The sequence below is a fragment of the Sphingopyxis granuli NBRC 100800 genome (assembly GCF_001591045.1).
GTDB classification, from domain to species: Bacteria; Pseudomonadota; Alphaproteobacteria; order Sphingomonadales; family Sphingomonadaceae; genus Sphingopyxis; species Sphingopyxis granuli.
In genome coordinates, this window is the sequence record NZ_BCUA01000018.1 from 33,350 (window position 1) to 58,308 (window position 24,959).

21 protein-coding genes are annotated in these 24,959 nt (G+C 68.7%); 6 read left to right on the forward strand and 15 right to left on the reverse strand.

The window, feature by feature from the left end; translation table 11 throughout:
* Window positions 1-78 precede the first annotated feature (78 nt).
* From SGR02S_RS06605 to glmM, 6 genes are all read right to left on the reverse strand, one after another.
* Entirely contained in the window at window positions 79-1,104 is a 1,026-nt protein-coding gene (locus SGR02S_RS06605) for a DUF2804 domain-containing protein (protein WP_255211406.1), read from the reverse strand.
* Window position 1,105: 1 nt separating this feature from the next.
* Window positions 1,106-2,002 (reverse strand): oxidoreductase, encoded by an 897-nt coding sequence (locus SGR02S_RS06610; RefSeq protein WP_067107008.1) that lies wholly within the window; start codon window positions 2,000-2,002, stop codon window positions 1,106-1,108.
* Window positions 2,003-2,017: 15 nt separating this feature from the next.
* Window positions 2,018-2,575: a ribonuclease HII gene (gene rnhB / locus SGR02S_RS06615; RefSeq protein ID WP_067107011.1), complete on the reverse strand. Its 558-nt coding sequence runs from the start codon at window positions 2,573-2,575 to the stop codon at window positions 2,018-2,020.
* A gap of 136 nt (window positions 2,576-2,711) precedes the next feature.
* The gene (gene thiD / locus SGR02S_RS06620; RefSeq protein WP_067107014.1) at window positions 2,712-3,857 is read right to left on the reverse strand and encodes a bifunctional hydroxymethylpyrimidine kinase/phosphomethylpyrimidine kinase; all 1,146 of its coding nucleotides are present in this window, start codon (window positions 3,855-3,857) and stop codon (window positions 2,712-2,714) included.
* Between the two features lie 22 nt (window positions 3,858-3,879).
* Window positions 3,880-4,110 (reverse strand): DUF1272 domain-containing protein, encoded by a 231-nt coding sequence (locus SGR02S_RS06625; protein WP_067107017.1) that lies wholly within the window; start codon window positions 4,108-4,110, stop codon window positions 3,880-3,882.
* A gap of 123 nt (window positions 4,111-4,233) precedes the next feature.
* Window positions 4,234-5,571, reverse strand: a complete 1,338-nt coding sequence (gene glmM / locus SGR02S_RS06630) for a phosphoglucosamine mutase (RefSeq protein ID WP_067107020.1) — start codon at window positions 5,569-5,571, stop codon at window positions 4,234-4,236.
* 109 nt (window positions 5,572-5,680) lie between these two features.
* Between glmM and SGR02S_RS06635 the strand changes: the two genes are divergently transcribed.
* The gene (locus SGR02S_RS06635; RefSeq protein ID WP_067107073.1) at window positions 5,681-6,931 is read left to right on the forward strand and encodes a dicarboxylate/amino acid:cation symporter; all 1,251 of its coding nucleotides are present in this window, start codon (window positions 5,681-5,683) and stop codon (window positions 6,929-6,931) included.
* Window positions 6,928-7,923 carry an aldo/keto reductase gene (locus SGR02S_RS06640; protein ID WP_067107024.1) on the forward strand — a complete coding sequence of 332 codons (996 nt, stop codon included), beginning with the start codon at window positions 6,928-6,930 and terminating at the stop codon, window positions 7,921-7,923. The genes SGR02S_RS06635 and SGR02S_RS06640 overlap by 4 nt, the downstream gene beginning before the upstream one ends.
* 432 nt (window positions 7,924-8,355) lie before the next feature.
* Here SGR02S_RS06640 and SGR02S_RS06645 read toward each other — a convergent pair whose 3' ends face one another.
* From SGR02S_RS06645 to SGR02S_RS06665, 5 genes are read right to left on the reverse strand one after another with little or no spacing between them, the layout of a single operon-like run.
* Entirely contained in the window at window positions 8,356-8,901 is a 546-nt protein-coding gene (locus tag SGR02S_RS06645; RefSeq protein ID WP_067107028.1) for a DUF1003 domain-containing protein, read from the reverse strand.
* 25 nt (window positions 8,902-8,926) lie between these two features.
* Window positions 8,927-9,628 carry an NnrU family protein gene (locus SGR02S_RS06650; protein ID WP_082796997.1) on the reverse strand — a complete coding sequence of 234 codons (702 nt, stop codon included), beginning with the start codon at window positions 9,626-9,628 and terminating at the stop codon, window positions 8,927-8,929.
* A gap of 39 nt (window positions 9,629-9,667) precedes the next feature.
* On the reverse strand, window positions 9,668-10,969 hold the full coding sequence (locus SGR02S_RS06655) for an amidohydrolase family protein (protein ID WP_067107031.1): 1,302 nt from the start codon (window positions 10,967-10,969) through the stop codon (window positions 9,668-9,670).
* Window positions 10,966-12,378, reverse strand: a complete 1,413-nt coding sequence (locus tag SGR02S_RS06660; RefSeq protein WP_082796998.1) for an amidohydrolase — start codon at window positions 12,376-12,378, stop codon at window positions 10,966-10,968. Before SGR02S_RS06660 ends, SGR02S_RS06655 begins: the two co-directional genes overlap by 4 nt.
* A 1-nt stretch (window position 12,379) precedes the next feature.
* On the reverse strand, window positions 12,380-14,029 hold the full coding sequence (locus SGR02S_RS06665) for a peptide MFS transporter (RefSeq protein ID WP_067107034.1): 1,650 nt from the start codon (window positions 14,027-14,029) through the stop codon (window positions 12,380-12,382).
* Window positions 14,030-14,196: 167 nt separating this feature from the next.
* Between SGR02S_RS06665 and SGR02S_RS06670 the strand changes: the two genes are divergently transcribed.
* Window positions 14,197-14,778 carry a nitroreductase family protein gene (locus SGR02S_RS06670; RefSeq protein ID WP_067107037.1) on the forward strand — a complete coding sequence of 194 codons (582 nt, stop codon included), beginning with the start codon at window positions 14,197-14,199 and terminating at the stop codon, window positions 14,776-14,778.
* Between the two features lie 71 nt (window positions 14,779-14,849).
* A complete protein-coding gene (locus SGR02S_RS06675) occupies window positions 14,850-15,197 on the forward strand; it encodes a GntR family transcriptional regulator (protein ID WP_067107040.1) in 348 nt (115 codons plus the stop codon).
* Between the two features lie 30 nt (window positions 15,198-15,227).
* Here the strand turns inward: SGR02S_RS06675 and SGR02S_RS06680 are convergent, their stop codons facing one another.
* From SGR02S_RS06680 to SGR02S_RS06695, 4 genes are read right to left on the reverse strand one after another with little or no spacing between them, the layout of a single operon-like run.
* A complete protein-coding gene (locus SGR02S_RS06680) occupies window positions 15,228-17,072 on the reverse strand; it encodes a tetratricopeptide repeat protein (RefSeq protein ID WP_067107043.1) in 1,845 nt (614 codons plus the stop codon).
* A complete protein-coding gene (gene prsR / locus SGR02S_RS06685) occupies window positions 17,073-18,449 on the reverse strand; it encodes a PEP-CTERM-box response regulator transcription factor (RefSeq protein WP_067107048.1) in 1,377 nt (458 codons plus the stop codon).
* Window positions 18,446-20,560 (reverse strand): XrtA/PEP-CTERM system histidine kinase PrsK, encoded by a 2,115-nt coding sequence (prsK, locus tag SGR02S_RS06690; RefSeq protein WP_067107054.1) that lies wholly within the window; start codon window positions 20,558-20,560, stop codon window positions 18,446-18,448. The genes prsR and prsK overlap by 4 nt, the downstream gene beginning before the upstream one ends.
* Before the next feature lies 1 nt (window position 20,561).
* The gene (locus tag SGR02S_RS06695) at window positions 20,562-21,950 is read right to left on the reverse strand and encodes a TIGR03013 family XrtA/PEP-CTERM system glycosyltransferase (RefSeq protein ID WP_067107056.1); all 1,389 of its coding nucleotides are present in this window, start codon (window positions 21,948-21,950) and stop codon (window positions 20,562-20,564) included.
* 124 nt (window positions 21,951-22,074) lie between these two features.
* Here SGR02S_RS06695 and SGR02S_RS06700 point away from each other — a divergent pair, with 124 nt between their 5' ends.
* Both SGR02S_RS06700 and SGR02S_RS06705 read left to right on the forward strand, forming a co-directional pair.
* A complete protein-coding gene (locus SGR02S_RS06700) occupies window positions 22,075-22,785 on the forward strand; it encodes a helix-turn-helix domain-containing protein (RefSeq protein WP_067107059.1) in 711 nt (236 codons plus the stop codon).
* A 48-nt stretch (window positions 22,786-22,833) separates the two neighbouring features.
* On the forward strand, window positions 22,834-24,669 hold the full coding sequence (locus tag SGR02S_RS06705; RefSeq protein ID WP_067107062.1) for a DUF885 domain-containing protein: 1,836 nt from the start codon (window positions 22,834-22,836) through the stop codon (window positions 24,667-24,669).
* The last annotated feature ends 290 nt before the right edge of the window (window positions 24,670-24,959 follow it).

Here is a 24,959-nt window from a genome sequence, read left to right on the forward strand (position 1 = left end):
GCCGCGACTCGCAGACTCAACCACTGGTGGTGTGGCCGCGCGGACTCACCTGCGAAAAATTTTTCGAATGGCGCGGCGCTACCAGCGGTTCCAGACCTTCTCCGCGAAGCCGGGCAGGTCGCGCACCGTCATCGGCGTGCCGTCGTCGAGGATCACGCGGCCCGAGAACCAGCCGAACACCTGGTCCTGCTCGGTCTTGACCATCCCCGCATCGACCTTTGCCCACCGGTTGACCGCCGGCGCGAAATCCATCTCGAAGCGCCCGTCGTTGCTGGTGAAGCACCACGGCGCGCTGTCGGGCGCGCCGTCGGGCATGTGGAACGTCACCCGGTCGAGCTTGTGCGCGCGGCCGTCGACGAACAGCATATTCTCGCTCGCCGCCGAGGTGTCGCCGAAGCCATAGCCGATGTTGAAGCCGAACGGCCGGCCGTCGACCAGTCCCGACGCCGATCCCCAGTACCAGACATTGTCATAGGTCCAGACGCCGCGCCCCCAGTCGAGCACTGCGAAGGCGCTTTCGGGAACGAAATCATGGCTTTCCGTTCCGACCCTCACTCGGCCTCGCGCCGGCATGCAGTTGATCTTCTGATTATAATAGAAGGCCTGCGGATCGTCGGCGAAGGGCGTCGCGATCACCATCCGGTCCATGGGCGGCTGGTCGAGCCAGACCTCGCCCGACAGACCGCGCCCATCATCGACGCCCGGCGCATGGACCGTCAGCCGCCGCCCGCCCGGTTCGCGGCGAAAGGCGAGTTCGAGGCCGTCCTGCGCCTGGACGATGTCACCGCGGTCGGCGCTGGCGGGAAGCGCCATGCTACCCATCGGCTCGGCGATCAGGGCGCCGTGGTTGACGAAGCGCCGCCCGCGCAAATCCATCCACGACACGCCCAGAAAACCCGCATAGCCATTGTCGGCGACGGTCAGCGCGAGCCCGAAACCGTCATCGAGCACGCAATAATAGTCCCATTCCTTGATCCGCACCGGCTCCGCGCCGATCGCCGCGCGGTCGTAGCGGCGGACCTCGCGCGTCGCATAGCCGGGGTCGATCAGCCGCCCCGCGGCATCGTGGAGCGGGCCCTCGCCCATCCTGTGTTGCATCGTCATCCTAAAGCCCCGGATCGACGCCGGTCAGTTCGACCGAGCGTTCCCACAATTCACGGGCGAGCCGGGGATCGCGCGCGCGGCCGGTCGCGCGCGCCGCGCCCGACGGCCCCGAAATCTCGCCCAGCCCCTGCGGCCCGACATAGTCGCCGCCGCGCACCTTGGGGCCCGTCGCCGCCTGCAGCGTCGGCCAGGCACCGCGTGCGGCACTGTTGAAGAAAGGGGTCGCCAGCGGCGTCATCGAGCGCAGCGGCCACGGCAGGTGCCGCGTCAATTCGGTGAGCGCGACGCCCGGATGGCAGCCGACGGCCTCAGTCTCCCGCCCCGCCGCGCGCAGCCGCCGGTCGAGCTCGAACATCGTCAGCAGATTGGCAAGCTTGCTCATCTGGTAGCGCGGCCAGCGAGAATAGCCGCGCGTCGCCGACAGGTCGCTGAAATCGATCTGACCTTCCTTGTGCGCGAGGCTCGCGGTGATGACGATGCGGCGGTCGACATGCCGATGGAGCAGGCCGGTGAAGGCGAAGGTGCCGAGATGGTTCACCCCGAATTGCAGTTCGAAGCCCTGCTTCGTCAGCGTCCGTGGCGGGATCATCACCCCGGCGTTGTTGATCAGCCCGTGCAGGCGCGGGCCGTCCAGCACCGCCGCCGCCGCCTCGCGCACCCGGTCGAGGTCGGCGAGGTCGAGCGGCTGGAACGTCAGGTCGGCCTGCGGCACCTCGGCACGGATGTGCGCCATCGCCGCATCGGCGCGCGCGGCATCGCGGCAGGCGAGGATCACATGCGCCCCGCGCGCGGCCAGCAGCTTTGCGGTTTCGAAACCGATTCCGGCATTGGCCCCGGTAACGAGGAAGACACGCCCGGTCTGGGCCGACACATTGTCGGCCGTGAATCCGCTGCCCATCGCCCTCTCCCGCCGTCAGATCAGCGCCAGTTGCGCGACCGGCGCGAAACTGGAGCGGTGATGCGGCGTCGCGCCCAGCCGGCGCAGCGCCGCGAGATGCTCCGCGGTACCATAACCCATGTTGCGTTCCCAGCCAAAGCCGGGAAAGTCGCGCGCCGCCGCGACCATGATGCGGTCGCGATGCTCCTTGGCGATGATGCTCGCGGCGGAGATGCATGGATGCAGCGCATCGCCGCCGATCACCGCGCGCGCGCGATAGCGCCATCGCGGCAGCCGGTTGCCGTCGACCAGCACCTCGTGCGGGTCGCAGCCGAGCGATTCGACCGCGCGCGTCATCGCAAGGAGGGTCGCCTGAAGGATGTTGATCGCGTCGATCTCGGTGACGCTCGCCTCGCCGACGCCCCAGCGGCAGCGCGCCTTGATCTGGACCTCCAGTTCTCCACGCCGCTTCGCGCTGAGCTTTTTCGAATCGTCGAGCCCGGCGATGCCGCCGTCGCACAGGATCACCGCCGCCGCGACCACCGGCCCCGCGAGCGGCCCGCGTCCGGCCTCGTCGACACCAACGATCAGCATGCCCCCTCCCGCTTGCGGGAGGGGCAGCGAGACTTGCGAGCTTGCTCGCTAGTCGCAGCGGGGTGGGCCATCTCGGTGGCGAAAACTCGCTTCGCTCGCACCCACGCCTGGCCCCGCCCGCTTGCGGAAAGGAGGCTCATAGCCGCCACGGCGGATACCTCCGATACTCGCCCGCCTGATAGAGGCACAGGCTATTACCGGCGGGATCGGTCAGCCGCGCCTCGCGCCAGCCCCATTCCTCGTCGCGCGGCATGTGGTCGAAGCGCACCCCGCGCCGCGCGAGATAGGCAACCCAGGCGTCGAGCGCGCCGCTTTCGAGATAGGTCGTCGCGCCGCCCGCTGCCGCGGTCTCCCCGACATGGATCGACAGGGTGACGCCGTTCACCGCCTCGAAGCGTGCATAGCCGTTCGCGGGACTGTCAACGATCTGCGTCAGACCCATCAACTTGTAGAAGGCGAGCGAGGCCGCATAATCCCGCGTCGGCAGCGTGAACTGATTGAGAGCGGGGCCGGTGAACAGCCCGTCGTTGCGTACCGCCTGCTGCCCCATCGGGCCATGACCTTCGCCCAGCCCCGGCGCGGCGAGCAGCGACAGGCGCACGAAATCGCGCGCGCGCGCGATCGCGGGCTCCAGCGGCATGCCCTGCGCCAGCCCCGTCGCGATCGCGCTCGCCAGCGTGCAGCCGGTGCCATGGGTGTGCGGCGTGTCGATCCGCGGCGCCTCCCAGCGCGCGACCTCGCCCGCGTCGGGTTCGATCAGGCGATCGGTCACCGTGTCGCCGTCGCCATGACCGCCCTTGGCGAGCAAGGCGCAACCGTGCGCGAGCACCGCCGCCTCACCGCCGAGCGCCGCCAGTTCATCGCGGTTCGGCGTCGCGACCGTCGCGCGATCGAGCAGCGCCTCGAAGGCGCGAATCGTCGCCGCATCGGCGAGCGCCGATCCGCTGGTCGCGACCATCACCGGATCGAAGACCACCGCCGCACCGGCGAGGTCGGGCCGCGCAAGCCGGTCGGCAACCGCCGCCGCGGTCTGTGCGCTGCCGATCATGCCGATCTTGACCGCATCGACGCCGATGTCGGCCGTGACGCTGTCGATCTGCATCAGCACCATCTCGGCGGGAACCGCATGGACGCCCTGCACGCCCATCGTGTTCTGCGCGGTGATCGCGGCGATCGCGGTCATCGCATGGCCGCCGAGCATCGTCACCGTCTTGATATCGGCCTGAATCCCGGCGCCGCCGCCGCTGTCGGAACCGGCGATGATCAGGACGCGCGCGGTCATCGGACGAACCCGAATATCGAAATCATCGTGCGCCCGGATGCCGCCGCTCGGTCGAGGCCGGGAACTTCGCCAGTGCCGCCCCTTCGCGCAACGGCCGGTCGAGCAGGTCGCCGCCGCAATTGGGACAGCGCTCGTCGAGTTTATCGGCACAGGTCGCGCAGAATGTGCATTCGAACGAGCAGATGAACGCGCCGTGGATATCGGCGGGCAGGTCGCGGCCGCAGCGTTCGCAATCGGGGCGCATTTCCAGCATATGATTGTTCCTTAACTTCCGTTTGCCCCGAGCTTGATCGAAGGGGGCCATTTTTCCTTCCCCGCTCTTAGAGAGAAGAACGGTGCTTCGACAAGCTCGGCACGAACGGAAACAAAAAAGCTTCTATTCCGCCGCGACGCGCACCGCGTCGCAGATCATGTCGACGACCCGCTCCACCTGTCCGGCGTCGTCGCCCTCGGCCATCACCCGGATGACGGGCTCGGTGCCCGAGGCGCGGATCACCAGTCGGCCCCTGTCCGCCAGCATCGCCTCGCCCTCGGCGATCGCCGCCGCGACCTGCGCATCCTCGAGCGGTTTGCCACCCGCGAAGCGCACATTCTTCAGCAATTGCGGCACCGGGTCGAACTGGTGGAGCAGTGCGCTCGCCGGCTTGCCGCTCGTGACCAGTTCCGCCAGCACCTGAAGCGCGGCGAGCGTGCCGTCGCCGGTCGTCGCATGGTCCGACAGGATCATATGCCCCGACTGCTCGCCGCCGACGTTGAACCCGCCCTCGCGCATCCGTTCGAGGACATAGCGGTCGCCGACCTTGGTGCGGTCGAGCCGCAGCCCCTCGCCTTCGAGGAAGCGCTCGAGGCCGAGGTTGGACATCACCGTCGCGACGATGCCGCCGCCCTTCAGCCGCCCCTGCCGCGCCCAACTCGCGCCGATCAGCGCCATGATCTGGTCGCCGTCGACGATCGCGCCCGCTTCGTCGACGACGATCAGCCGGTCGGCGTCCCCGTCGAGCGCGATGCCGATGTCGGCACCGCTCGCCACCACCGTTTCCTGCAACAGGCCCGGCGCGGTCGAACCGCATTTGTCGTTGATATTCGTGCCGTTGGGGGTGACGCCGACCGCGATCACGTCGGCGCCGAGTTCCCAGAACACCGTCGGCGCGCTGTTGTACGCCGCGCCATTGGCGCAATCGAGCACGATCTTCAGCCCGTCGAGGCGCACCGCGGGCGGCAGACTGTTCTTCACCGCGTGGATATAGCGCCCCCGCGCGTCCTCGATGCGCTTGGCGCGCCCGATGTGCGCCGGCGCGGCGAGCGGCGGCTCGCTGGCGAGCAGCCGCTCGATCGCCGCCTCGTCGGCGTCGGACAGCTTGTAGCCGTCGGGGCCGAACAGCTTGATGCCATTGTCGTGGAACGGATTGTGGCTGGCGGAGATCATCACGCCCAGGTCGGCGCGCATCGACGGGGTCAGCATCGCGACCGCGGGCGTCGGCATCGGCCCGACCTGCACCACGTCCATCCCGACGCTGGTGAATCCCGCAACCAGCGCATTTTCCAGCATATAACCCGACAGGCGCGTGTCCTTGCCGATCACCACGCGGTGCTTGTGCGTCCCGCGCAGGAAATGCGCCCCCGCCGCCATGCCGACGCGCATCGCGACCTCGACGGTCATCGGAACCTGGTTGGTCAGCCCGCGAATGCCGTCGGTCCCGAAAAACTTGCGCATGGCACCTCCGCTTCCTAATCGTCGGGATCAGACGCGAGCCCATCCCGCACAACCGGGACGGCCCTAAGTCACCCATTTTTGCTTGGCAAGCGGGCCAGGGGGTTTGAACGTGAAATCGGCATGGATCATCCTTTCGGCGCTGGTCGCCGGGATGCTGCTGGGGATCGGCATCGAAGGCGTTTCGCCGTCGGCGGCGCAGGCGTCGTTGCCGTTCGTCGAACCGTTCGGAACGCTGTGGCTCAACGCGCTCAAGATGACGATCATTCCGCTGATCGTCGCGCTGCTGATCACCGGCATCACCGCGACCGCCGACGCCGCGCGCGCCGGGGCGCTCGCCGCGCGCGCGGTGATGACCTTCCTCGGCGCCATCTTCCTGTCGGGGCTGATGTCGCTGATCATGACCCCGTTGCTGATCGAGCTGTTCCCGCTGTCGGCAGAGGCCGCCGCGGCGCTGCGCCACGGGCTCGGCGGCACGGCGCAGACCGCACCCTCGCCGACCTTCGGCGATTTCCTGCTGTCGCTGATCCCGACCAACCCGATCGCGGCGGCGGCCGAGACGGCGGTGCTGCCGCTGATCGTCTTCACCACCATCTTCGCCTTCGCGATCACCCGCATCGGCGAAGCGCAGCGCGCCCTGCTGTCGAACCTGTTCAAGGCGCTGGGCGACGCGATGCTCGTCGTCATCGGCTGGGTGCTAGCGCTCGCGCCCTTCGGCGTCTTCGCGCTCGGCTATGCGCTCGCGGTCAAGGCGGGGGTCGCCGCGTTCGGCGGGCTGGTCCATTATGTGCTGATCGTGTCGGGCATCGGGGTATGCTGCGTCGTGCTGGGGCTGCTGCTCGCCTGGCTCGCCGTCGGAGTGCCGCTGCCGCGCTTCGTCCGCGCGATGGTGCCGACGCTGGCGGTGGCGATCAGCACGCAAAGCTCGCTCGCCTGCCTGCCCGCGATGCTCCAGGCGTCGGCCGAACTGGGCGTGCCGCCGAAAAAGGCCGACATCGTGCTGCCGCTCGCGGTCGCGCTGTTCCGCTTCACCAGCACTGCGATGAACCTGGCGGTCGTCGTCTATATCGCCTGGCTGTTCGGGATCGGGCTGACGCCGTGGACGATGGCGGTCGGCCTCGCGGTTGCGATGGCGGCGGCGCTGTCGTCGGTCAGCCTGCCCGGGTCGATCAGCTATGTGACCTCGATCGCCCCGATCGCGGTGTCGATGGGCGTGCCCGTCGCGCCGCTGGGGCTGCTCGTCGCGGTCGAGACCTTCCCCGACATCTTCCGCACTATCGGCAACGTCGTCGGCGACGTCGCCGCCACCAAATTCGCCGCCGACCGGGTCGACGACGCACCCGCAGAAGGAGTTTCGCCATGAAATACCGCACGCTCGGCAACGGCCTGACCGTCTCCGCCATCGGCATCGGCTGCATGCCGATGATCAAGGGCGGCAACATCCTCTACGGCGAGAACGCCGACATCGACGAATCGACGCGGACGATCCATCGCGCGATCGACCTGGGCGTGACCTTCTTCGACACCGCCGAAATCTATGGTCCCTTCAGCAACGAGGAACTGCTCGGCGAAGCGATCCGGGGCAAGCGCGCGGGACTCGTCATCGCGACCAAGTTCGGCTTCCGCTTCGAAGGTCAGCGGATCACCGGGGTCGACGGCAGCCCCGCCAACGCCCGCCGCGCCTGCGAAGGATCGCTGCGGCGGCTCGGCATCGACACGATCGACCTCTTCTACCAGCACCGCGTCGACCCGGCCGTGCCGATCGAGGAAACCGTCGGCGGCATGATGGAGCTGGTGGCGGAAGGCAAGGTCCGCCACATCGCCTTGTCCGAGGCCGGCCCCGGAACGCTGCGCCGCGCCGCAAAGGCCGCGCCGATCACCGCCCTCCAGAGCGAATATTCGATCTGGGAGCGCGACGTGGAGGAGGAAATCCTGCCCGTCTGCCGCGAGCATGGCATCGGCTTCATCCCTTATTCGCCGCTCGGCCGCGGCTTCCTGACCGGCAGCGTACGCAGTCGCGACGACCTGCCCGAGCAGGACTGGCGCCGCAACGACCCGCGCTATTCGGACGAGAATCTGCCCGCGAACCTGCGGATCGTCGATGCGATCGCGGCGGTCGCGGCGCGGCATGGCGTCTCGAACGCGCAGGTCGCGCTCGCCTGGCTGCTCGCGCAGGGCGACGACATCGTGCCGATCCCCGGCACCAAGCGCCGCGTGACGATGGAGGACAGCGTCGGCGCGGCCGACCTGACGCTGACCGCCGCCGACCTCGCCGCCATCGCCGCAGCAGCGCCGCGCGGCGGCACCAGCGGCCCGCGCTACGGCGAACAGGGCATGCGGATGGTGCGGCTTTAGACTCTGATGACTTTGGATTGCCCCACTCCGTCATTGCGACCCCGGACCTGATCCGGGGGAAGCAATCCGGGGCGGTTTACGCTACTCTGGATTGCCGCGCGGCTTCGCCGCTCGCAATGACGAGGCCGTCTGATGTCATCATGGTCTATGGTCTGTGGGGATTCAGTTTTTCCGCAAAACAAAGCCACGTGCTCCCGCGAAGGCGGGAGCCCAGAGCGGATGAAATCAGGGTTTGCGTCCCACCGCACTGGGTCCCCGCCTGCGCGGGGACACGCCCCTATGCGTCCGCAAGCACCCAAATCCCCACAGGCCCTAGGACGGACTCGTCATTGCGACCCTGGCAAAAGCCGGGGAGAGCAATCTCCCGCTATCGGTATCGCGGGACGATGGCTGGAGATCGCTTCGTCGCTACGCAAGCGGGTCGATCCAATGTCACCGAGGGGTCCCCAACCCCTTCAGGTGCGTGTCGAGCCGTTCGGTCAGCGCGTCGACCTTGTCCATCAGCTCGGCGATGCGCATCTGGTCGATCTTCTCGTGCAGCCGCATGATCTCCAGTTCGGCGCGCAGGTTGATCTCGTAATCGAGCTTTTCGGTGAGCCGGTCCTTTGCCGCCTGCCGGTTCTGGCTCATCATGATGACCGGCGCCTGCACCGCCGCGAGCATCGACAGCATCAGGTTGAGAAAGATGAACGGATAGGGGTCGAAGGCGAGCCCCAGCCGGTCGAGCGCCTTCGAATTGATCAGCATCCATACGAACAGCACGCATGAAAAGGCGATGATGAAGCGCCACGACCCGCCCACCGCCGCGACCCGGTCGGCCAGCCGCTCGCCGAAGCCCGGCCGCGTCGCGCCGTCATCGGCCTCGCCGATCGACTGGCTCGTCGGCGAGCGCTCGGCGATCGATCGGATCACCCGTTGCTCGGCCCGGTCGAGTTCGTCATAGGCGCAGCCGAGCAGGCGCAGCGACAGGTCGGACATTCTTTCGTCGCTGTTCACCGCGCCCTCACCCGATCCAGCGCCAGATGCCCGCCGCCATGAAGCCGAGCGCGCCGTGCGCCCAGGTCGCGGCGAGCCACAGCACGAAGCCGCCGGCCAGCGCATGCGCGCGCGGGATCGCGTCGCCCCAGGGGGTGACGCCCGCGACCTGCCGCGCGAAGGGAACGAAGCTGGTGCGCGCCGCCCAGTGCCGCCACGCATCGCCCATCAGCCGCGCCTTCTTCCCATCCTGCCCCGCCGAACCGACGAGCGCGAGAAAGGCGATCGCCGCCGACAGCACGAGTTGCCCCGGCGTCGGCATGACGAGCGCATGGGCGAGCGCCCACAGTGCAAAGCCCCACATCATCGGGTGCCGCGTGATCGCGAAGACGCCGCGCGGCGCCTTCTGCGCGGCAAAGGCGGCGCCGGGCGCGGGCAGCGCCGGATTGCCGATCAGCGATCCCATGAACAGGATGCTCGCGACCAGCACCAGCAGCGACGCCAGCGCCCATAACGGATCGTCGACGGCCCACAGCGGCGGTTCGGGCGGCATGCCGCGCCACGCTTGCACGACCATCGCCAGCGTCGCGAAGGCGACGACCGAATAGACGATCTGGAAACCGCGCGAGCCGAGCCGCCCGGCCAGCGGGTCGCGCAGCGGATGCGAGAGCAGGAGGTGCGAACCGACGAAGAGCACGCAGGTCGTGATCAACAGCGACATCGGTTCCACGGGGTCGGTCTCCCTCCTGCGCGCCCTGCCGGCGCTACGTCATCGATCGTAGGCCTTGGGCAGCGCCCCTTCCTGCGGCGTGGCATAGCGATCGCGCAACCGGTCCTGCCGCGTCGTCAACGACTGGCGCTTGCCATCGATCCAGATCGCCGTCGGGCGGCTGCCGAGTTCGAGCGGGTCGCGGTCCCAGATCACCACGTCGCCGACCCGGCCGGGTTTCAGCGACCCGATGGCGCCGTCCATGCCGATCGCGCGCGCCGGGGCGCTGCTGATCGCGGCAAAGGCCTGGTCCCAGCTCAGCCCGCTGGCTCCCGGCTGGCGGGTGAGCGCCACCAGATTGCCAGCATATTGCGTCGTATACCCCATTTTGTGCGCATCGTCGTCGTCGAACACGCCGACCGACACGTCGATCCCCGCCGCCTTCAGCCGTCCTGCGTTCGACTGCGTCGCGCCCAGCCGCTCGAAGCTGTCGGGCAGGTCGCTGAGCGGCGACAGGATCACCGGCACCTTCGCGGCGGCGATCTGCGGCGCCACCAGCCATCCCTCGGTCGCGCCGACGAGGACGAGCTTCAGCGCCGGGAAATCGCTCTTGAGCCCCAGCACGTTCAATATGTCGGCGGCGCGGTCGACGCGCACGAACAGCGGCGTCGTGCCGTCGATCACCCGTACCAGCGCATCGGCGTCGGCGCGCTGGATCATCGCGTCATTGCCCCATTCGGCGAGCGCCGCGGGATTGCGCGCATAGCTGCGCGCCGCGAGCAATTGTTCGCGGAACAGCAGGAAGGTCGCGGCGCGGCTGCCACCCGCCTTTGCCGATCCGTCCTCGCCGAAGGCGACGAACTGCAAGGCGCGGGGCCGCGTCACCATGGCCATGTCGTCGCCCAGGTCGACGACGGCGCCCTGCCCCGCGAACAGGTTGCTGCTGCCGCTCGGCGCGACGATCGCGCGGGTGACGCCCGCGGCGCGGTTCACCGCGACCGGCGAGCCCATCGGGTTGAGCGCGGGCGCGATGTCGAGCCCGGCCGAAAAGCGCGTGCGCGCCGCGGCGCGGTCGTTGGTGCCCGGCACGGCATCGACCTCGACCAGCCCGACGCGGCTGAACGCCGCGACGATCCCCGGCGTCACATAGCGGCCGCCGGCGTCGACCGCCTCTACCCCTGCGGGAACGGCGACACCCGCGCCGGCCGCGACGACCTTGCCGGCGCGCACGACGACGGTGCCGCCCTCGATCGGCGCGCTGCCGTCGCCGACGACGAGCTTCGCGTTGGTGATCGCGACATCCTGCGCCGCGACGGGCGAAGCCGCCACGATGGCGACGGAAAGCAGAAGCGCGCGCATCATTTCACATCTCCCTCGCCCGGCTGGCCCAGCTCGAAATCGCTCACCGGCCGCCGCTTGGGGTCCATCGCGTCGTACAGCAGCGCCCCGTCGACCCACACTTTTTCGGGGCGGGTATAGACGCTGAACGGATTGCCGTTCCACAGCACGACATCGGCCATCTTGCCGGGTTTCAGGCTGCCCGTCTTCGCCTCGATGCCCAGCGCCTTCGCCGGGTTGTAGGACAGCCAGGTCCACGCCTGCTCGTCGCTGATCTCGATTCCCATGCGGCGCCCGGCGGCAAGGCCCTTCGCCGCTTCCTGGTTGAGCCGCTGAATCTGGTTCGCGTCGTCCGAATGGACGATCGTGCAGGTCCCGGCCTTGTAGACGAGCGGAATATTCTCCGGCACGCTGTCATAGGCTTCCATCTTGAAGCCCCACCAGTCGGCCCACAGCGCGGCGCAGATTCCCTCGCGCTGCAGCAGGTCGGCGATCTTGTAGGCCTCGACCGCGTGGTGGAAGGCCGCGACCTTGTAGCCGAACTCGTGGCTCATATCGATGACCTGCGCCATCTCGTCGGCACGATAGCAGTGGTTCTGCACCCGGATCTCGCCCGACAGCACGCCCGCGAGCGTCTCCATCGCCAGGTCGCGGTCGACCGTCTTGCCGTCGTCGAGCTTCTTCTTGTACGCCGCCGCCTTGGCCCAGGTCTGGCGATCGACCGCCATATTGCCCATGCGGGTCGACGGCATCCGCCCCTTGGACCCATAGACGCGCTTCGGATTCTCGCCGCACGCCATTTTCAGCCCATAGGGTGCGCCGGGAAATTTCATGCCCTGCACGGTCCGCGCGGGCACGTTCTTGAGCACGACCGAGCGTCCGCCGATCAGGTTGGCGCTGCCCGGCAGGATCTGGAGCGTCGTGACGCCGCCGTTGGTAAGCGCACGGCCGAACCCCGGGTCCTGCGGCCAGACGCTGTGCTCGGCCCATACCTCGGGCGTCGTCGGGCTGGTCGCCTCGTTTCCGTCCGAATGCGCGGGAACGCTGGGCGAGGGATAGTCGCCAAGGTGGCTGTGGATGTCGATGATGCCGGGGGTCAGATATTTGCCCGTTCCGTCATAGACCGCGATGTCGGCCGGAATCGGCAGGTCGGCGCCGCCGACCGCCTCGACCTTGCCGTTGGTCAGCAACACCGTGCCGTTGTCGATCCGCCCGCCCTCGCCGTCGAAGATCGTGACGTTGCGCACCGCGGTCGCCTGCCCCGGATAGGGCTTGTAGGTCGAGGGATAGGGGTCCTTGTCGAACTTGGCGGATTTGTCCGCCGTCGCCGCCGGCTTGTCGTTCGCCGACTCCACCGTGCCGTTCGACGCCGCGCATCCCGCGAACGCCAGCGACACCGCAGCCAGCAGGCTGCCCCTTACGCCCCTTGTCATATTATGCTCCCGGATTGGTAACAGGATGGACGCCGGCGCCCTGCGGCTCGGCCAGTTCCTCGGCGCCGGCCAGTTCGCCTTCGCGATCGCGCAGCGTGTCGAGGTGCATCCATTTCTTCACGATCGGCGACAGCGCGAGGACGACGACGCTCGCGCCGATGGTGATCAGGCCGATCTCCCAATAGATGCCGAGCGTCGCTTCCTTGGTCATGTCGCCGCTTTCGCCGCCGGTCGCCTCGCCGATCTTGCCCGCGACAAAATTGCCCACCGCGGTCATGTAGAACCACGCCCCCATGATCAGCGACGCCATGAACGACGGCGCGAGCCGGTTCATCGCGCTCAGCCCCACCGGCGACAGGCAAAGCTCGCCCGTGGTGTGGAGAAGATAGAGCAGGAAGACGAAGATCACCGGGGTCGCGACTTCCGGCGCAACGCTGTTCGCGCCCCAGACGAAGACGAGGAAGCCCGCGCCGACCTGCGCCAGCGCCAGCGCGAACTTCGCGGGCGCCGAGGGCTCCAGCCCGCGCTTTCCGAGCCATTGCCACAGCCCGGCAAAGACCGGCGCGAACAGGATAATGTAGATCGGGTTGATCGACTGGAACACCGACGCGGGCACCCCGCCCGTATCGACATAGCGGTCGGTGTAGAGGTTGAAGCTGCCGCCCGCCTGTTCGAACAGGCCCCAGAACAGCGGGTTGAGCGCGATCAGGAAGAGGATGGCGAAGATGCGTTCGCGCGGTTCCTTGTCGAGCTTGAACGCCTGGAACAGCACCCAGCCGAGCAGCGAGAAGCCCGATACGACGAGCAGCGTCTGAATGACGTCCTGATACTGGACGAGCGCCCACATCACCGCGACCGCGGCGAGGCCGACGCCATAGACGGTCCATTCGGTCTGGCGCGACAGCGGCGCGGACGCCTCGCCGGCGCCGAGCAGCACCTTCTTGCCGAGCACGAAGACGATCAGGCCGGCGATCATGCCGATGCCCGCGAGGCCGAAGCCGTAGGACCAGCCGACCTTCTGCCCCAGATAGCCGACGAGGATCGTGCCGAGCGCGGCGCCGACGTTAATCCCCATGTAGAAGATGGTGTAGGCCGCGTCGCGGCGCAGGTCGGTCAGGCGATAGAGCTGGCCGACCATCACCGAGATATTGGCCTTCAGGAAACCCGAGCCGACGATGATCAGCGCGAGCGCGAGCCAGAAGATGTTGATCGCGGAATCGGCCTGCTTCGTCGCGGCGTCGGTGATGCCGTGATCGCCCTCGAACGCCATGAAGAGATGGCCGAGCGCGAGCAGAACGCCGCCGAACAGCACCGCCTTGCGCTGCCCCAGATAGCGGTCGGCGAGATAGCCGCCGAGCACCGGGGTGATATAGACGAGCGCGGTATAGGCGCCATAGATCAGGTTCGACTTGCCGTCGGAGAACAACCAGTGCTGCGTCAGGTAGAAGATCAGCAGCGCGCGCATGCCATAGTAGGAGAAACGCTCCCACATCTCGGCGAAGAAGAGCATGTAGAGGCCCTTCGGGTGCCCGGCGAACTCGGGCTTTCTGCTGCCCGCGATGAGCGCGCCGATGCTCAGGAAGACGCCGAGGATGACCAGCGCTATGACCGCGATCCAGTCCCCCTCGTCCCACAAAGCCATGTCTTTCATGCGCGCGCGTCCCTTTTCCCTGTTTCGTATATCGCGGCCCCTCCGCCGCGCGAATGCGACAACCTAGCGCGAAAATTGCGTATGGAAAGAATCTAATTGCGCGCGTAACCAGTCCGGGCCGCGGCGCGCTCTTGCGAAAGCTTCGCAAAAAGCCCACATGCGCGGGCATGTTCAACGACACCTCCTCGCTGCTCGCCCATCTTTCGACACGCCGTTCGGGCAAGGCGCGCGATATGGTCGCGCCCGGTCCCGACGCCGCGCAACTGCGCGCGATCCTGTCGCTCGCCCTGCGCACGCCCGATCATGGCAAGCTCGCCCCGTGGCGCATCGTCACCGTGGCGGACAGCCAGCGCGACGCCTTTGCGGCGCTGCTGAAGCGGGCGTGGATCGACGAGCGTCCGGGCGCCGAGGGGATGGACCTGTCCGCGCTCGACCAGTTCGCGCATCAGGCGCCGACGTTGCTGGTGCTGCTCTCGACCCCGGTCGCCGACAGCAAGATTCCGCGCTGGGAGCAACAGATGTCGGCGGGCGCGGTCGGCATGAACCTGCTCCACGCGGCGCATGCCCATGGCTTCGTCGGAAGCTGGCTGACCGGCTGGGCCGCCTATTCCCCGCCGGTCGCGGCGGCGTTCGGCGCGCGCGAGGGCGATACGATCGTCGGCTATTTCTTCCTGGGTACGCCGGCCAAGCCGCTCGATGAACGGCCGCGACCGGAATATGGCGATATCGTCCGCGAGTGGGACATATAGTTTCGCTATCGAAAAGCATCGCGCAAGGATCGCAATTTGACTGTGATGCTGTCTTATGGCATTAAGTCGGCATGCTCGATCAATCGAAACCGGTCTACCAGCGGCTGCGCGATGTCATCGCCAACGCGATCCTCGACGGCACCTATCGCGACGGCGACATGCTGCCGTCGGTCCGCTCGCTCGCGGCGGAGGAAGGCGCCAACCCGCTGACCGTCGCCAAGGCCTATCAGACATTTCAGGACGAGGGGCTGGTCACGGTGAAGCGCGGCGTCGGCATGTTCGTTGCCGAGGGGGCGACCGACCGGCTGCGCACCCTGATGCGCGAGGATTTCCTGACCAACATCTGGCCGCCGGTCGCGCAGCAGATTCGCCGCATCGGCCTCAACGCGCGCGCGCTGCTCGACCTGACCGACGCCTGATTCGCCGGCTCGCCGTTCGCGGCGCGATGCTCAACGTCCGATCTGGTCGGCCTTGTCGCGCAGGTCCTCCGCCGCCTGCCGGTCGCCCTGCCGTTCGAGCAGGTCGGCATAGATCAGCATGATGTCGCCGTTCAGCGGCTGGAGCCGGTAGGCGAGCGCGATCAGCGGCAGCGCGCGGTCGTCGCGATCCTTCGCGGCCCAGGCGCGCGCGAGTTCGCGCAGGATCACGACGTCGCGGTTGCCGATGCGCCGGCGGACGCGTTCGAAATGCGCGATCGCCTGGTCCCAATGCTCGAGGTCCATCGCAAGGTGCCCGGCCAGCCGGTCGGCGGCGATGCTCGACGGCTGGCTGTCGCGCAGCGCGAGGATCGCGGCGCCCGACCCCGCGGGATCGTTCGCGCGGTACAGCGCATTGGCGAGGCGCAGCGTCGTCCGCTCGCTCGCGTCGAGGTCGCGCGCCTTGCGATAGGCTTCGATCGCCAGCTCATATTGCCCGCCCGCCATCGCGGCATCGCCCAGCAGGATATGCGCATCGGCGACCCCCCGATTCGCATCGCGGAGCGCCCGCGCGCGATTGATCGCCGCGCCGCCGCGCCCGCGTTCGATGTCCGCGGCGATGGCGGGGATCACCTTCGCCGGGTCGAGCGGCGCGGCGTCGGCGCGCATCGCGACGAGCCCATAGTCGTCGTCGACCGCAAAGGGCGCCGCATCACCGCGCGTCAGCGCGGCCGCGCGCGCCATATAGCCCGCCGATGCCGCGCGCGCGCCCTGCTCTGCGGCGACGCGCGCCGCGAGCAGCAGCGACCAGCTGTCGGCATCGGCGCGCGCCACCAGCGGCGCCAGCGCCTCGCCGGCGCCGTCAGCATCGCCATCGGCCCAGTTGGCCGCCGCCAGGATACGCCGCGCCGTCCCGTTGTCGGGCTGCACCATCAGCAGGCGCTCGGCCCAGCTCGCCGCCACCGCCTCGCCGCCGAGCTGCAACTCGACGACCGCGCTCAGCAGCATGAAGCCGGGCTGATCGTCCATCTCGCCGCGCGTGCGCTGCAACAGGCTGCGCGCCAGCTGATAATCGTCGGCGCGCGCCGCCAGCACCGCCTGCAGATAATAGAGGCGCGGATCGCCCGGCGTCACCGCCGCGGCGCGGCGCAGCGCCGCGAGCATGTCGCGGTAGCGCCCGAGATCGCCGAAGGTCGCGGCCTGGTCGATCAGCGCCCCGGCATTGTCGGGGTCGATCGCCAGCGCCTTGTCGTACCAGGACAGCGCGGCGACCAGGCCCTGCTGCGTGCGCACCAGATTGGCCTTCAGCGCCAGCGCCCCGCTGTTCTGCGGATCGAGTTCGATCGCATAGTCGACCGCGTCGCGCGCGCCGAGCGTGTCGGCATTGGCGTCGCGAAAGCGCGCGACGTCGACCCACAGCGCCGATTCGCGCGGCAGTTCGCGCACCGCGCGGTCGAAGGCATCGCGCGCCGCGCCCAGGTCGCCATTGTCGAGATGGACGTCGCCCGCCACCCACGCCGCCTCACCGATCGCCTCGGGCGCGATCGGGCCGGCGTCGAGCGTCTGCAGCGCCCGCCGCCCGTCGCCCTGCATCGCATAGGCGCGCGCGAGCAGCGGGCGCAGCACCTCGGCATTGCCTCCCGCCGCGAGCGCGGCCTTGACCGCGGCTTCGGCGGCGACGCCGTCGTGCAGCGCGATCGCGACGCGCGCCAGTTCGGTCCGCGCGTCGAGCGCGGCGGGATCATCGGCGATGGCATCGCGCAGCTCGGCGCGGCGTTCCTCGAGCGTCGCGCGCGGGTCCTGCGGACGCGGACCCCCGCACCCCGCGAGCAGCGCCGCCCCGCTCAGCGCGCCGATCCAGGCCCCCCGGACGCGCATTCACCCCTGCATCTGATATTGCTTGAGGAGGTCGTAGAGCGTCGGACGGCTGATCCCGAGCAGCTTCGCCGCCAGCGAAATATTGCCTTCGCTCTGCGTCATCGCGCGGCGGATCGCGACCCGGTCCGCCGCCTCGCGCGCGCTGCGCAGGTTCAGATAGGCCTCCTCGCCCTCGTCGCCCGCCGCCGCCATGTCGAGGTCGTCGCGGGTGACAAGCTTGCCGTCGGCCATGATGACGGCGCGCTTGATCCGGTTTTCGAGCTCGCGGACATTGCCCGGCCACCGCCCCTCGTCGATCGCCTGCAGCGCGTCGGGCGCGAAGCCGCGGGCGCCCGAGTTCATCGCCGGCGCATATTGGTGGAGGAAATGCCGCGCGAGCAGCACCGCGTCGCCCGGACGTTCGGCGAGCGCGGGAATTCGCACCACCATCTCGGCCAGCCGGTAATAGAGATCGTCGCGAAAGCTGCCTGCGGCGATCATCGCGTCGAGGTCGCGGTGCGTCGCGCAGACGATACGCGTGTCGACCGCGATCGGCTTGCGCCCGCCGATGCGCTCGATCGTCCGCTCCTGCAGAAAGCGCAGCAGCTTGACCTGCAACGGCAGCGGGATGTCGCCGACCTCGTCGAGGAACAGGGTGCCGCCGTGCGCCAGTTCGATCTTGCCCTCGGTCGTCTTGACGGCGCCGGTGAAGGCCCCCTTCTCATGCCCGAACAGCTCGCTTTCGAGCAGATTCTCGGGGATCGCGGCGCAGTTGATGGCGACGAAGGCGCCGTCGCGGCGCGGACTCGCCTCGTGCAGGCCGCGCGCCAGCAACTCCTTGCCGGTGCCGCTCGCGCCGAGCAGCATGACCGAAACGTCGAGCCCGGCGACGCGCTCGATCGTGCGCGCGACCTTCAGCATTTCGGGCGCGCCGGTGATCATGCCGCCGAGGACGCGGTTGTCGTTCGCGCCCTCGCCCGCGAGCCGGGCATTCTCGGCCTCCAGATCGTGGACATGAAAGGCGCGGCGAACGATAAGGCCCAGTTCCTCTATGGCGATCGGCTTCTGATAGAAATCCCAGGCGCCGCTCGCAATCGCCGCCAGCGCGCTCGCGCGTTCGCCGTGCCCCGACACGACGATCACCTTCGTATCGGGTTTCATTTCGAGGATCGCCTTCAGCAGGCGAAACCCCTCGCGCGTGCCGTCGGCGTCGGGCGGCAGGCCCAGGTCGAGCGTGACCACCGCCGGCTCCTCGGCGCGCAGCAGGTCGATCGCGGCGTCATGATCGCCCGCGATCAGCACGCGATAATCGTCATAGGCCCATTTGAGCTGCGCCTGCAGGCCGGGATCGTCCTCGACCACCAGCAGCGCACGCGGCTCCCCCCCCCTGTCGCTCATCGCGTCGCCACCTTCGTCATCATCGTTCCGGTCGCTTCATCCGCCGCCGCGCCGCCGGCAAGCGGCAGCCACAGCGTGAACCGGCTTCCCTCTCCCGGCTCGCTCGAAACGTCGATCATGCCCCCCATCGCCTGCGCGATCTGCAATGCCTCGAACGCGCCGAGGCCGAAGCCGCCCTTCTTGGTCGATACGAAGGGCTTGAACAGTTCGTCGCGGATGAAGGCACGGCTCATCCCCGCGCCGCGGTCGATCACGTCGATCCGCACCCGCCCCTGCTCGCTCGCCGCGACAAGCTGCACGGTGGCGCCCTGGGGCGAGGCGTCGAGCGCATTGGCGGCGAGCTGCTCGACGATCTGGGCGATCGCCGCGCCGTCGCCGCGCGCGGCGAGCCCGGCATCGCAGCCCACGAACAGGTCGCCGCGCGGCCGCAGCCCGGCCGCCACATCGGTCAGGATCGGCTCGACCAGCACGCGCTCGACGCTCGCCGCCCGCGCGCGCTCGCGCGGCGCCAGCCGGGTCAGAAGATCGCTGAGCCGCCCCGCGGAGATTGTCAGCGTCTCGACCATGTCGGCGCGGAACGCGGGCTTGTCGGCGTGGCGCTCGGCATTGCGCGCGAGCAGCGAAAGCTGGCTCGCCAGATTCTTGATGTCGTGCATGATGAAGGCGAAACGGCGGTTGAACTCGTCGAAGCGGCGCGCTTCGGAAAGCGCCTGCTGGCTCTGCGATTCGGCCAGATAGCTCGCCGCCTGCTGCCCCGCGATCCGCAGCACGTCGAAATCCTCCCAGTCGAGCGCGCGCAGCGCGGGCGGGCGGTGCAGCACGGCGACCGCGATCATGCGCTGGAAATGCAGCAGCGGGACGACGACCCAGGCACGCGCATCGGCGATCAGCCAGTCGGGCATCGCCAGCGCCTCGGCATCGTCGGCGCGCCCGTGGCGCACCGCTTCGAGGTCGACGATATGCTGCGTTTCCTGCAACATGAAGGCGGTGCGCAGCGGCAGCCGTGCATCCTCGTCGATCGCGACGGGCCAGCCCCAATGCTCGGCGACGTGAAAGCCGCCCTGCGCGTCGGGCAGCATCAGCAGCGCCGCGGGGCTTCCCGTCAGTTCGGCCAGCGCCTTGGCCACGCGCCGATGCAGGCTGGTGCCCCCCTCCTCGACCTGCGCCAGCGTCGCGGTGAAGCGCATCCACTCGGACCGATAGTCGTAGCGATGCTCGAAGAAATGCTTGCTGATCGTGACCGACAGCCACGCGCGCGCGCGCGCCGATGCGAACAGCAGCCCGCCCGCGCCGAGCGCGACGAGCAGGAAAAGGCTTTGCGCAAGCTCGCCATAATCCCCGCCGACCAGCCGCGCCACCGCGCCCGCCAGCGCGATCAGGATCAGATAGGCGGCGCCGCCGACGAGCAGGACGGCGCGCATCGCGGCGGGCCGCGACAGCCGCATCCGCTCGCGCCCGATATCCATCGCGGCGATGACGAAGGTGGGCAGGATCAGCAAGGCGACCGCCGGGACGAGCGCGATCAGCGTCGAGGCACGTTGCCCAGTCAGCGTGCCGATCAACTGGATATTGAGCTCATAGGCCCACAGCATCGCGAAGCCCCCCGCGACGGCAAGGGTCGGCATCCGCATCCGGCCGCCGGCGTGGCGGGCGCCGCCGTCGATCAGCAGCAGCCCGCCCGACGCCACGACCATCGCGACGATCGTCAGCGTCGGCTTCAGCCACGCCGCCGCGGTGCGGCCGTCGTGGAGCCATGCGGCCGCGCCGCCCGCCAGCATCGCGAGACAGAGCGCCGCAAGCAGCCGCTGGATCAGCCGCAGCGCTTGCGAGGTCGGCGCCGCCGCGGTCCGAAACGTCCCGGCGAGCCAGCCAAGGATCGCCAGGTCGCGCAGCGCCTGTGCCGCGAGCGTCGGCGGCGACCCCGCGCCCGACAGATATAGCGCGGCGCACCAGAGCGCCATCGCCGCCGCCGCGATCGTCAGCCGCCCCGGCGCCGGCATCAGCACCGCCATGCGCGCGCGCGGACGCGTCAGCAGCCAGATCAGCGCGCCGACGAAGCCGAGCAGCGCCAGACCCGCCAGCAGGTCCGACAGGGCCGACAGCGCCCCCATGTCAGCGGGCCCCCTCCGGCCACAGCACGACGCGCACCGTCTGGAGCAGGATCAGCAGGTCGAGGAAGGGCGAATAATTCTTGGCATAGTAAAGGTCGTATTCGAGCTTCACCCGCGCATCCTCGACCGACGCGCCATAGGGATAATTGATCTGCGCCCAGCCGGTGAGCCCCGGCTTCACCATGTGCCGCTCGGCATAATAGGACAGCTCGCGTTCGAGTTCGGCGACGAAGCCCGGCCGTTCGGGGCGCGGGCCGACGATGCTCATCTCGCCCTTGAGCACGCACCAGAGCTGCGGCAGTTCGTCGATGCGCAGCTTGCGGATGACATGCCCGACGCGGGTGACGCGCGGGTCGTTCTCGCTCGCCCAGACCGCCTGCCCCGCCGCCTCGGCATCGGTGCGCATCGACCGGATCTTCCAGATCCGGTACGGCTCGCCGAACAGGCCGACGCGCGACTGGCCATAGAAGGCGGGTCCGCGGCTGTCGATCTTCACCGCGATCGCCGCGATCAGGATCAGCGGCAGGCCGACCACCAGCACCGCGATGCTAGCGATGATATCGAATATCCGCTTGCCGACGCGCGAGATTCGCTGCCCCGCCGAAAAACCGTCGGAAAAGATCAGCGCGCTGGGGTTGGTCGTCGCCAGATCGACGCGCCCCGTCTCGCGCTCGATGAAGCTCGCGATGTCGTTGACATGGACCCCCGCGGTCTTGACGCGCAGCAGGTCGGCAAGCGGCAGCGCGCCGCGCCGTTCCTCCATCGCCAGCACGACCTCTCCGGCGCCGAGCGCGACGACATGCTCCGACAGATTGTCGATCGCCTCGCGCGGCACCGCGTCCTTCACCTTGCGCTCGATGTCCGACATGGCGACGAAGCCGACGATCGCGATGCCGCTGCCGGGCGCATCGGCCAGCGCCTGCAGCCGCGCCGCGCGAGTGCCGGCGCCGAGCACCAGGATGCGCCGCTTGAAGGTCTCCGCGCCCGCCACCCGCGTCATGCCCAGGCGGATCAGGAACAGCGCCGCGATCGCCAGCGCCATCGCATACAGGCTGTTCACCCGCCACAGCGTCGCGGTCGGCAGCAGGAAGCCGACGACCGAGAGGAAGATGACCCCCAGCGAGATCGCCGCGAGCAGCCGCGCGGTCGCGAACCGCATCGATCGCAGCGCCTCCGACCCGTACATCCCGGTCGCCATCAGCGCGAGCGCGTTGGCGAGCGCGAAGGTCGTCAGCGGCAGCCACCGTCCGGCCAGCCTCCCGGCGTCAAAATCGGCGAAATGGGCATAGAGATGCCACGCCGCCTCCGCCGATCCCAGCAGCGCCAGGAACTCGATCAGCGCCAGCCAGACGACCGCATGCGGCACATAATGCTTGAACAGACGGAACATGGAGTGCGGCGAACCCTTTCGTCGCGCGATTCTAGCGGAGAGGCGTCAACTGTCGGTTAATTTTACACTTGTCGCCGGGCTATTCGGGGATGACCGCCGATGCGTCAAACGATAGACCGCAGCGATGATCGCGCGCCCATCCTTCGCCGCCGCACCATTGGGCCTGCTCGCCCACGTACCGAACGAACTGCGCGGCCGCCATTGTCACGACACGGCCTATGTCGCGATCGTCCTCGAAGGCGGCTATCAGGAAGCCGGCGACGAGGGTCGTTTCGACGTGGGGCCGGGCGACGCGCTGATCCACCATGACTTCGAATCGCATCTGGACCGGGTCGAGGCGCGCGGCGCGCGCGTGCTGATCCTCGACCTGCCGCCCACGCTCGCTGGCGCGCCGCACGTCCGCGGCCGGGTGCGCGATCCCGACGCGCTGGTTCGTTTCGCGAGCCGCGACGCCGCGGCGGCAGCGGCACTGCTCGTCGAGGATTTCACCGCCCTGCCGGCGGCCGCGCGCGACTGGCCCGACCTGCTCGCTCGCGACCTGCGGACACTCACCCCTTTTGCACTCGCCGATTGGGCGGAGATGCACGGCGTGCGGGCCGAAACGCTGAGCCGGGGGTTCCGCGTCGCCTATGGCTGCACGCCCAAGGCCTATCGCGCCGACGTCCGCGCCCGCGCGGCGCTCGCCGCCGCCCGGGCGAGCGGCGAATCCTTCGCCGCCATCGCGCACCGGCTGCATTTCACCGATCAGGCGCACATGACCCGGGCCGTCGCGCGCATCAGCGGTGCCACGCCCGGCCGGTGGCGCGCGCGTCAACTGATTACAATACAGCGCTGACCGGGGCGGCTAGACCGATCTCCGACGCTTTTTCTCCCGGAGATTTCCATGCTCGATCGCCGCACCCTCATCGCCACGCTCGCCGCCGCCTCCGCGCTCGGCGCGACGCGCTCCCCCGCCCGCGCGATGCTCGCCGATCCGGCGCAAAGCGAGGGCGAACGTCTGAACGCCCTCTACGAGCGCCTGTTCGACATGCTGGTCGAGAACGACCCCGAGTTCGCCACCGCGCTGGGGCTCGACAAGGGCGCGCACGCCGCGGCCAAGTCGCGCCTCGCCGACCGTTCGCCCGCCGGGATCGAGCGCAGCCACGACCTCTATCGCTTCGGCCTCGCCGCGCTCGAGAAGATCGACGCGGCGAAGCTGTCGGGGATGGATCTCGTCAATTACGAGACCTTCCGTGGGCCGTGGGACCATTATGTGAAGGCCTATGACAGCTTCACCTATGGTCTGCACAGCTGGCCGGAGCCGCACCCGGTCACCCAGCTCAGCGGCACCTACCGCTCGATCCCCGACTTCCTCGTCAACCAGCACAGCATCGCCGACGCGGCCGATGCCGAGGCCTATCTGGCGCGCTGCGAGGATTTCGCGGTCCAGCTCGACAACGAGACGAACCGGATGAAGACCGACCATGCGGCGGGGATCATTCCGCCCGATTTCGTCATCGACCGCACCCTCGGCCTCTACGAAAAGATCATGGCACCCGCCGCGGAATCCAACGGCCTCACCGCCAATCTCAAGGCGAGGACCGACGCAAAACATATCCCCGGCGACTGGACACGCCGCTGCGCCGCGATCGTCGCAGGCAAAATCTATCCGGCGATGCGCCGCCAGGCGGCCGAGCTGGCGCGCGTCCGTCCCCGGGCGACCCACGACGCGGGCGTCTGGCGGCTGCCGAAGGGCGACGCATATTACGCCTATGCGCTGAACTTCGCGACGACGACCGAAATGTCGGCCGAAGCCATCCACCAGCTCGGGCTCGAACGCATGGCCGAGCTGACCGCGCGCGCCGACGCGATCTTCCGCGAACAGGGCATGACCGGTGGAACGGTCGCCGAGCGGCTGCGCGCGCTCGGCGAGGACAAGCGCTTCATCTATCCGAACACCGACGCCGGCAAGACGGAACTGATCGCCAAGCTCAACGAACAGATCGAGGAGATGCAGCGCCGCCTGCCCGAGATGTTCGGCCGCCTGCCCAAGGCGAAGGTCGAGATCCGTCGCGTCCCGGCGGAGATCGAGGACGGCGCCGCCGGCGGCTATTACCAGATTCCGGCGCTCGATGGCTCGCGCCCCGGCGCCTATTACATCAACCTGCGCGATACCGCGGAGAATCCATCATGGACGCTGCCGACGCTGACCTATCACGAAGCGACGCCAGGCCATCATCACCAGATCGCGCTGGCGCAGGAAGCGACGGGTATCCCACGCCTGCGCCGCCTGCCCGTCTATTCGGTCTATACCGAGGGCTGGGGTCTCTACGCCGAGCAGCTTGCCGACGAAATGGGGGTCTATGACGGCGACCTCTTCGGCCGTCTCGGTTACCTGCAATCCTATATGTTCCGCGCCGCGCGGCTCGTCGTCGACACCGGCCTGCACCACTATCGCTGGAGCCGCGAGAAGGCGATCTCCTATATGAACGAGGCGCTCGGCACGCCCGAACCCTCGAACGTCACCGAAGTCGAACGCTATTGCGTGTGGCCCGGTCAGGCGACGAGCTACATGGTCGGACAGACGCGCTGGGTCGCAACGCGCGAAAGGGCGCGCGCGGCGCTGGGCGACAAGTTCGACATCCGCGCCTTCCACGACACCGCGCTGGCGGCGGGCGCGATCCCGATCGACGTCCTCGGATCGATGATCGACCGCTGGGTAGCGGCGCAAAAGGCCTGAAGAACCGCACGGTCTCAGCCGTTCGTGTCTATCGGTTCGTGACCTGAGACCTGTGGGGATTCGGGGTTTGGCGTGCTGCCACATCCTTCGTCATGCTGAACTCGTTTCAGCATCCATGGCCGGACCTCTCCTTTTGCGCCGCCTTTCAGGCGAGGGCGGACCATGGACCCCGATCAGGTCCGGGGCAGGCTCTGAAACAAGTCGGCATATATACCATTCCGGCAAGTCAGGAGCCGTTCTCCGGCGAAAGCCGGAGTCCAGATGGCACAGTGCCACCCCACATGGACCCC

What these genes read in the sequence shown, in the direction of transcription:
- SGR02S_RS06700 (WP_067107059.1), top strand. Translation starts at nt 22,075, where the DNA reads ATGATCGCGCGCCCATCCTTCGCCGCCGCACCATTGGGCCTGCTCGCC.
- SGR02S_RS06625 (WP_067107017.1), bottom strand. Translation starts at nt 4,110, where the DNA reads ATGCTGGAAATGCGCCCCGATTGCGAACGCTGCGGCCGCGACCTGCCC.
- SGR02S_RS06640 (WP_067107024.1), top strand. Translation starts at nt 6,928, where the DNA reads ATGAAATACCGCACGCTCGGCAACGGCCTGACCGTCTCCGCCATCGGC.
- prsK (WP_067107054.1), bottom strand. Translation starts at nt 20,560, where the DNA reads ATGGGGGCGCTGTCGGCCCTGTCGGACCTGCTGGCGGGTCTGGCGCTG.
- SGR02S_RS06705 (WP_067107062.1), top strand. Translation starts at nt 22,834, where the DNA reads ATGCTCGATCGCCGCACCCTCATCGCCACGCTCGCCGCCGCCTCCGCG.
- SGR02S_RS06695 (WP_067107056.1), bottom strand. Translation starts at nt 21,950, where the DNA reads ATGTTCCGTCTGTTCAAGCATTATGTGCCGCATGCGGTCGTCTGGCTG.
- prsR (WP_067107048.1), bottom strand. Translation starts at nt 18,449, where the DNA reads ATGAGCGACAGGGGGGGGGAGCCGCGTGCGCTGCTGGTGGTCGAGGAC.
- SGR02S_RS06680 (WP_067107043.1), bottom strand. Translation starts at nt 17,072, where the DNA reads ATGCGCGTCCGGGGGGCCTGGATCGGCGCGCTGAGCGGGGCGGCGCTG.
- glmM (WP_067107020.1), bottom strand. Translation starts at nt 5,571, where the DNA reads ATGCGCAAGTTTTTCGGGACCGACGGCATTCGCGGGCTGACCAACCAG.
- SGR02S_RS06660 (WP_082796998.1), bottom strand. Translation starts at nt 12,378, where the DNA reads ATGACAAGGGGCGTAAGGGGCAGCCTGCTGGCTGCGGTGTCGCTGGCG.
- SGR02S_RS06675 (WP_067107040.1), top strand. Translation starts at nt 14,850, where the DNA reads ATGCTCGATCAATCGAAACCGGTCTACCAGCGGCTGCGCGATGTCATC.
- SGR02S_RS06665 (WP_067107034.1), bottom strand. Translation starts at nt 14,029, where the DNA reads ATGAAAGACATGGCTTTGTGGGACGAGGGGGACTGGATCGCGGTCATA.
- SGR02S_RS06610 (WP_067107008.1), bottom strand. Translation starts at nt 2,002, where the DNA reads ATGGGCAGCGGATTCACGGCCGACAATGTGTCGGCCCAGACCGGGCGT.
- rnhB (WP_067107011.1), bottom strand. Translation starts at nt 2,575, where the DNA reads ATGCTGATCGTTGGTGTCGACGAGGCCGGACGCGGGCCGCTCGCGGGG.
- SGR02S_RS06655 (WP_067107031.1), bottom strand. Translation starts at nt 10,969, where the DNA reads ATGATGCGCGCGCTTCTGCTTTCCGTCGCCATCGTGGCGGCTTCGCCC.
- SGR02S_RS06605 (WP_255211406.1), bottom strand. Translation starts at nt 1,104, where the DNA reads ATGACGATGCAACACAGGATGGGCGAGGGCCCGCTCCACGATGCCGCG.
- SGR02S_RS06645 (WP_067107028.1), bottom strand. Translation starts at nt 8,901, where the DNA reads ATGTCCGACCTGTCGCTGCGCCTGCTCGGCTGCGCCTATGACGAACTC.
- SGR02S_RS06670 (WP_067107037.1), top strand. Translation starts at nt 14,197, where the DNA reads ATGTTCAACGACACCTCCTCGCTGCTCGCCCATCTTTCGACACGCCGT.
- thiD (WP_067107014.1), bottom strand. Translation starts at nt 3,857, where the DNA reads ATGACCGCGCGCGTCCTGATCATCGCCGGTTCCGACAGCGGCGGCGGC.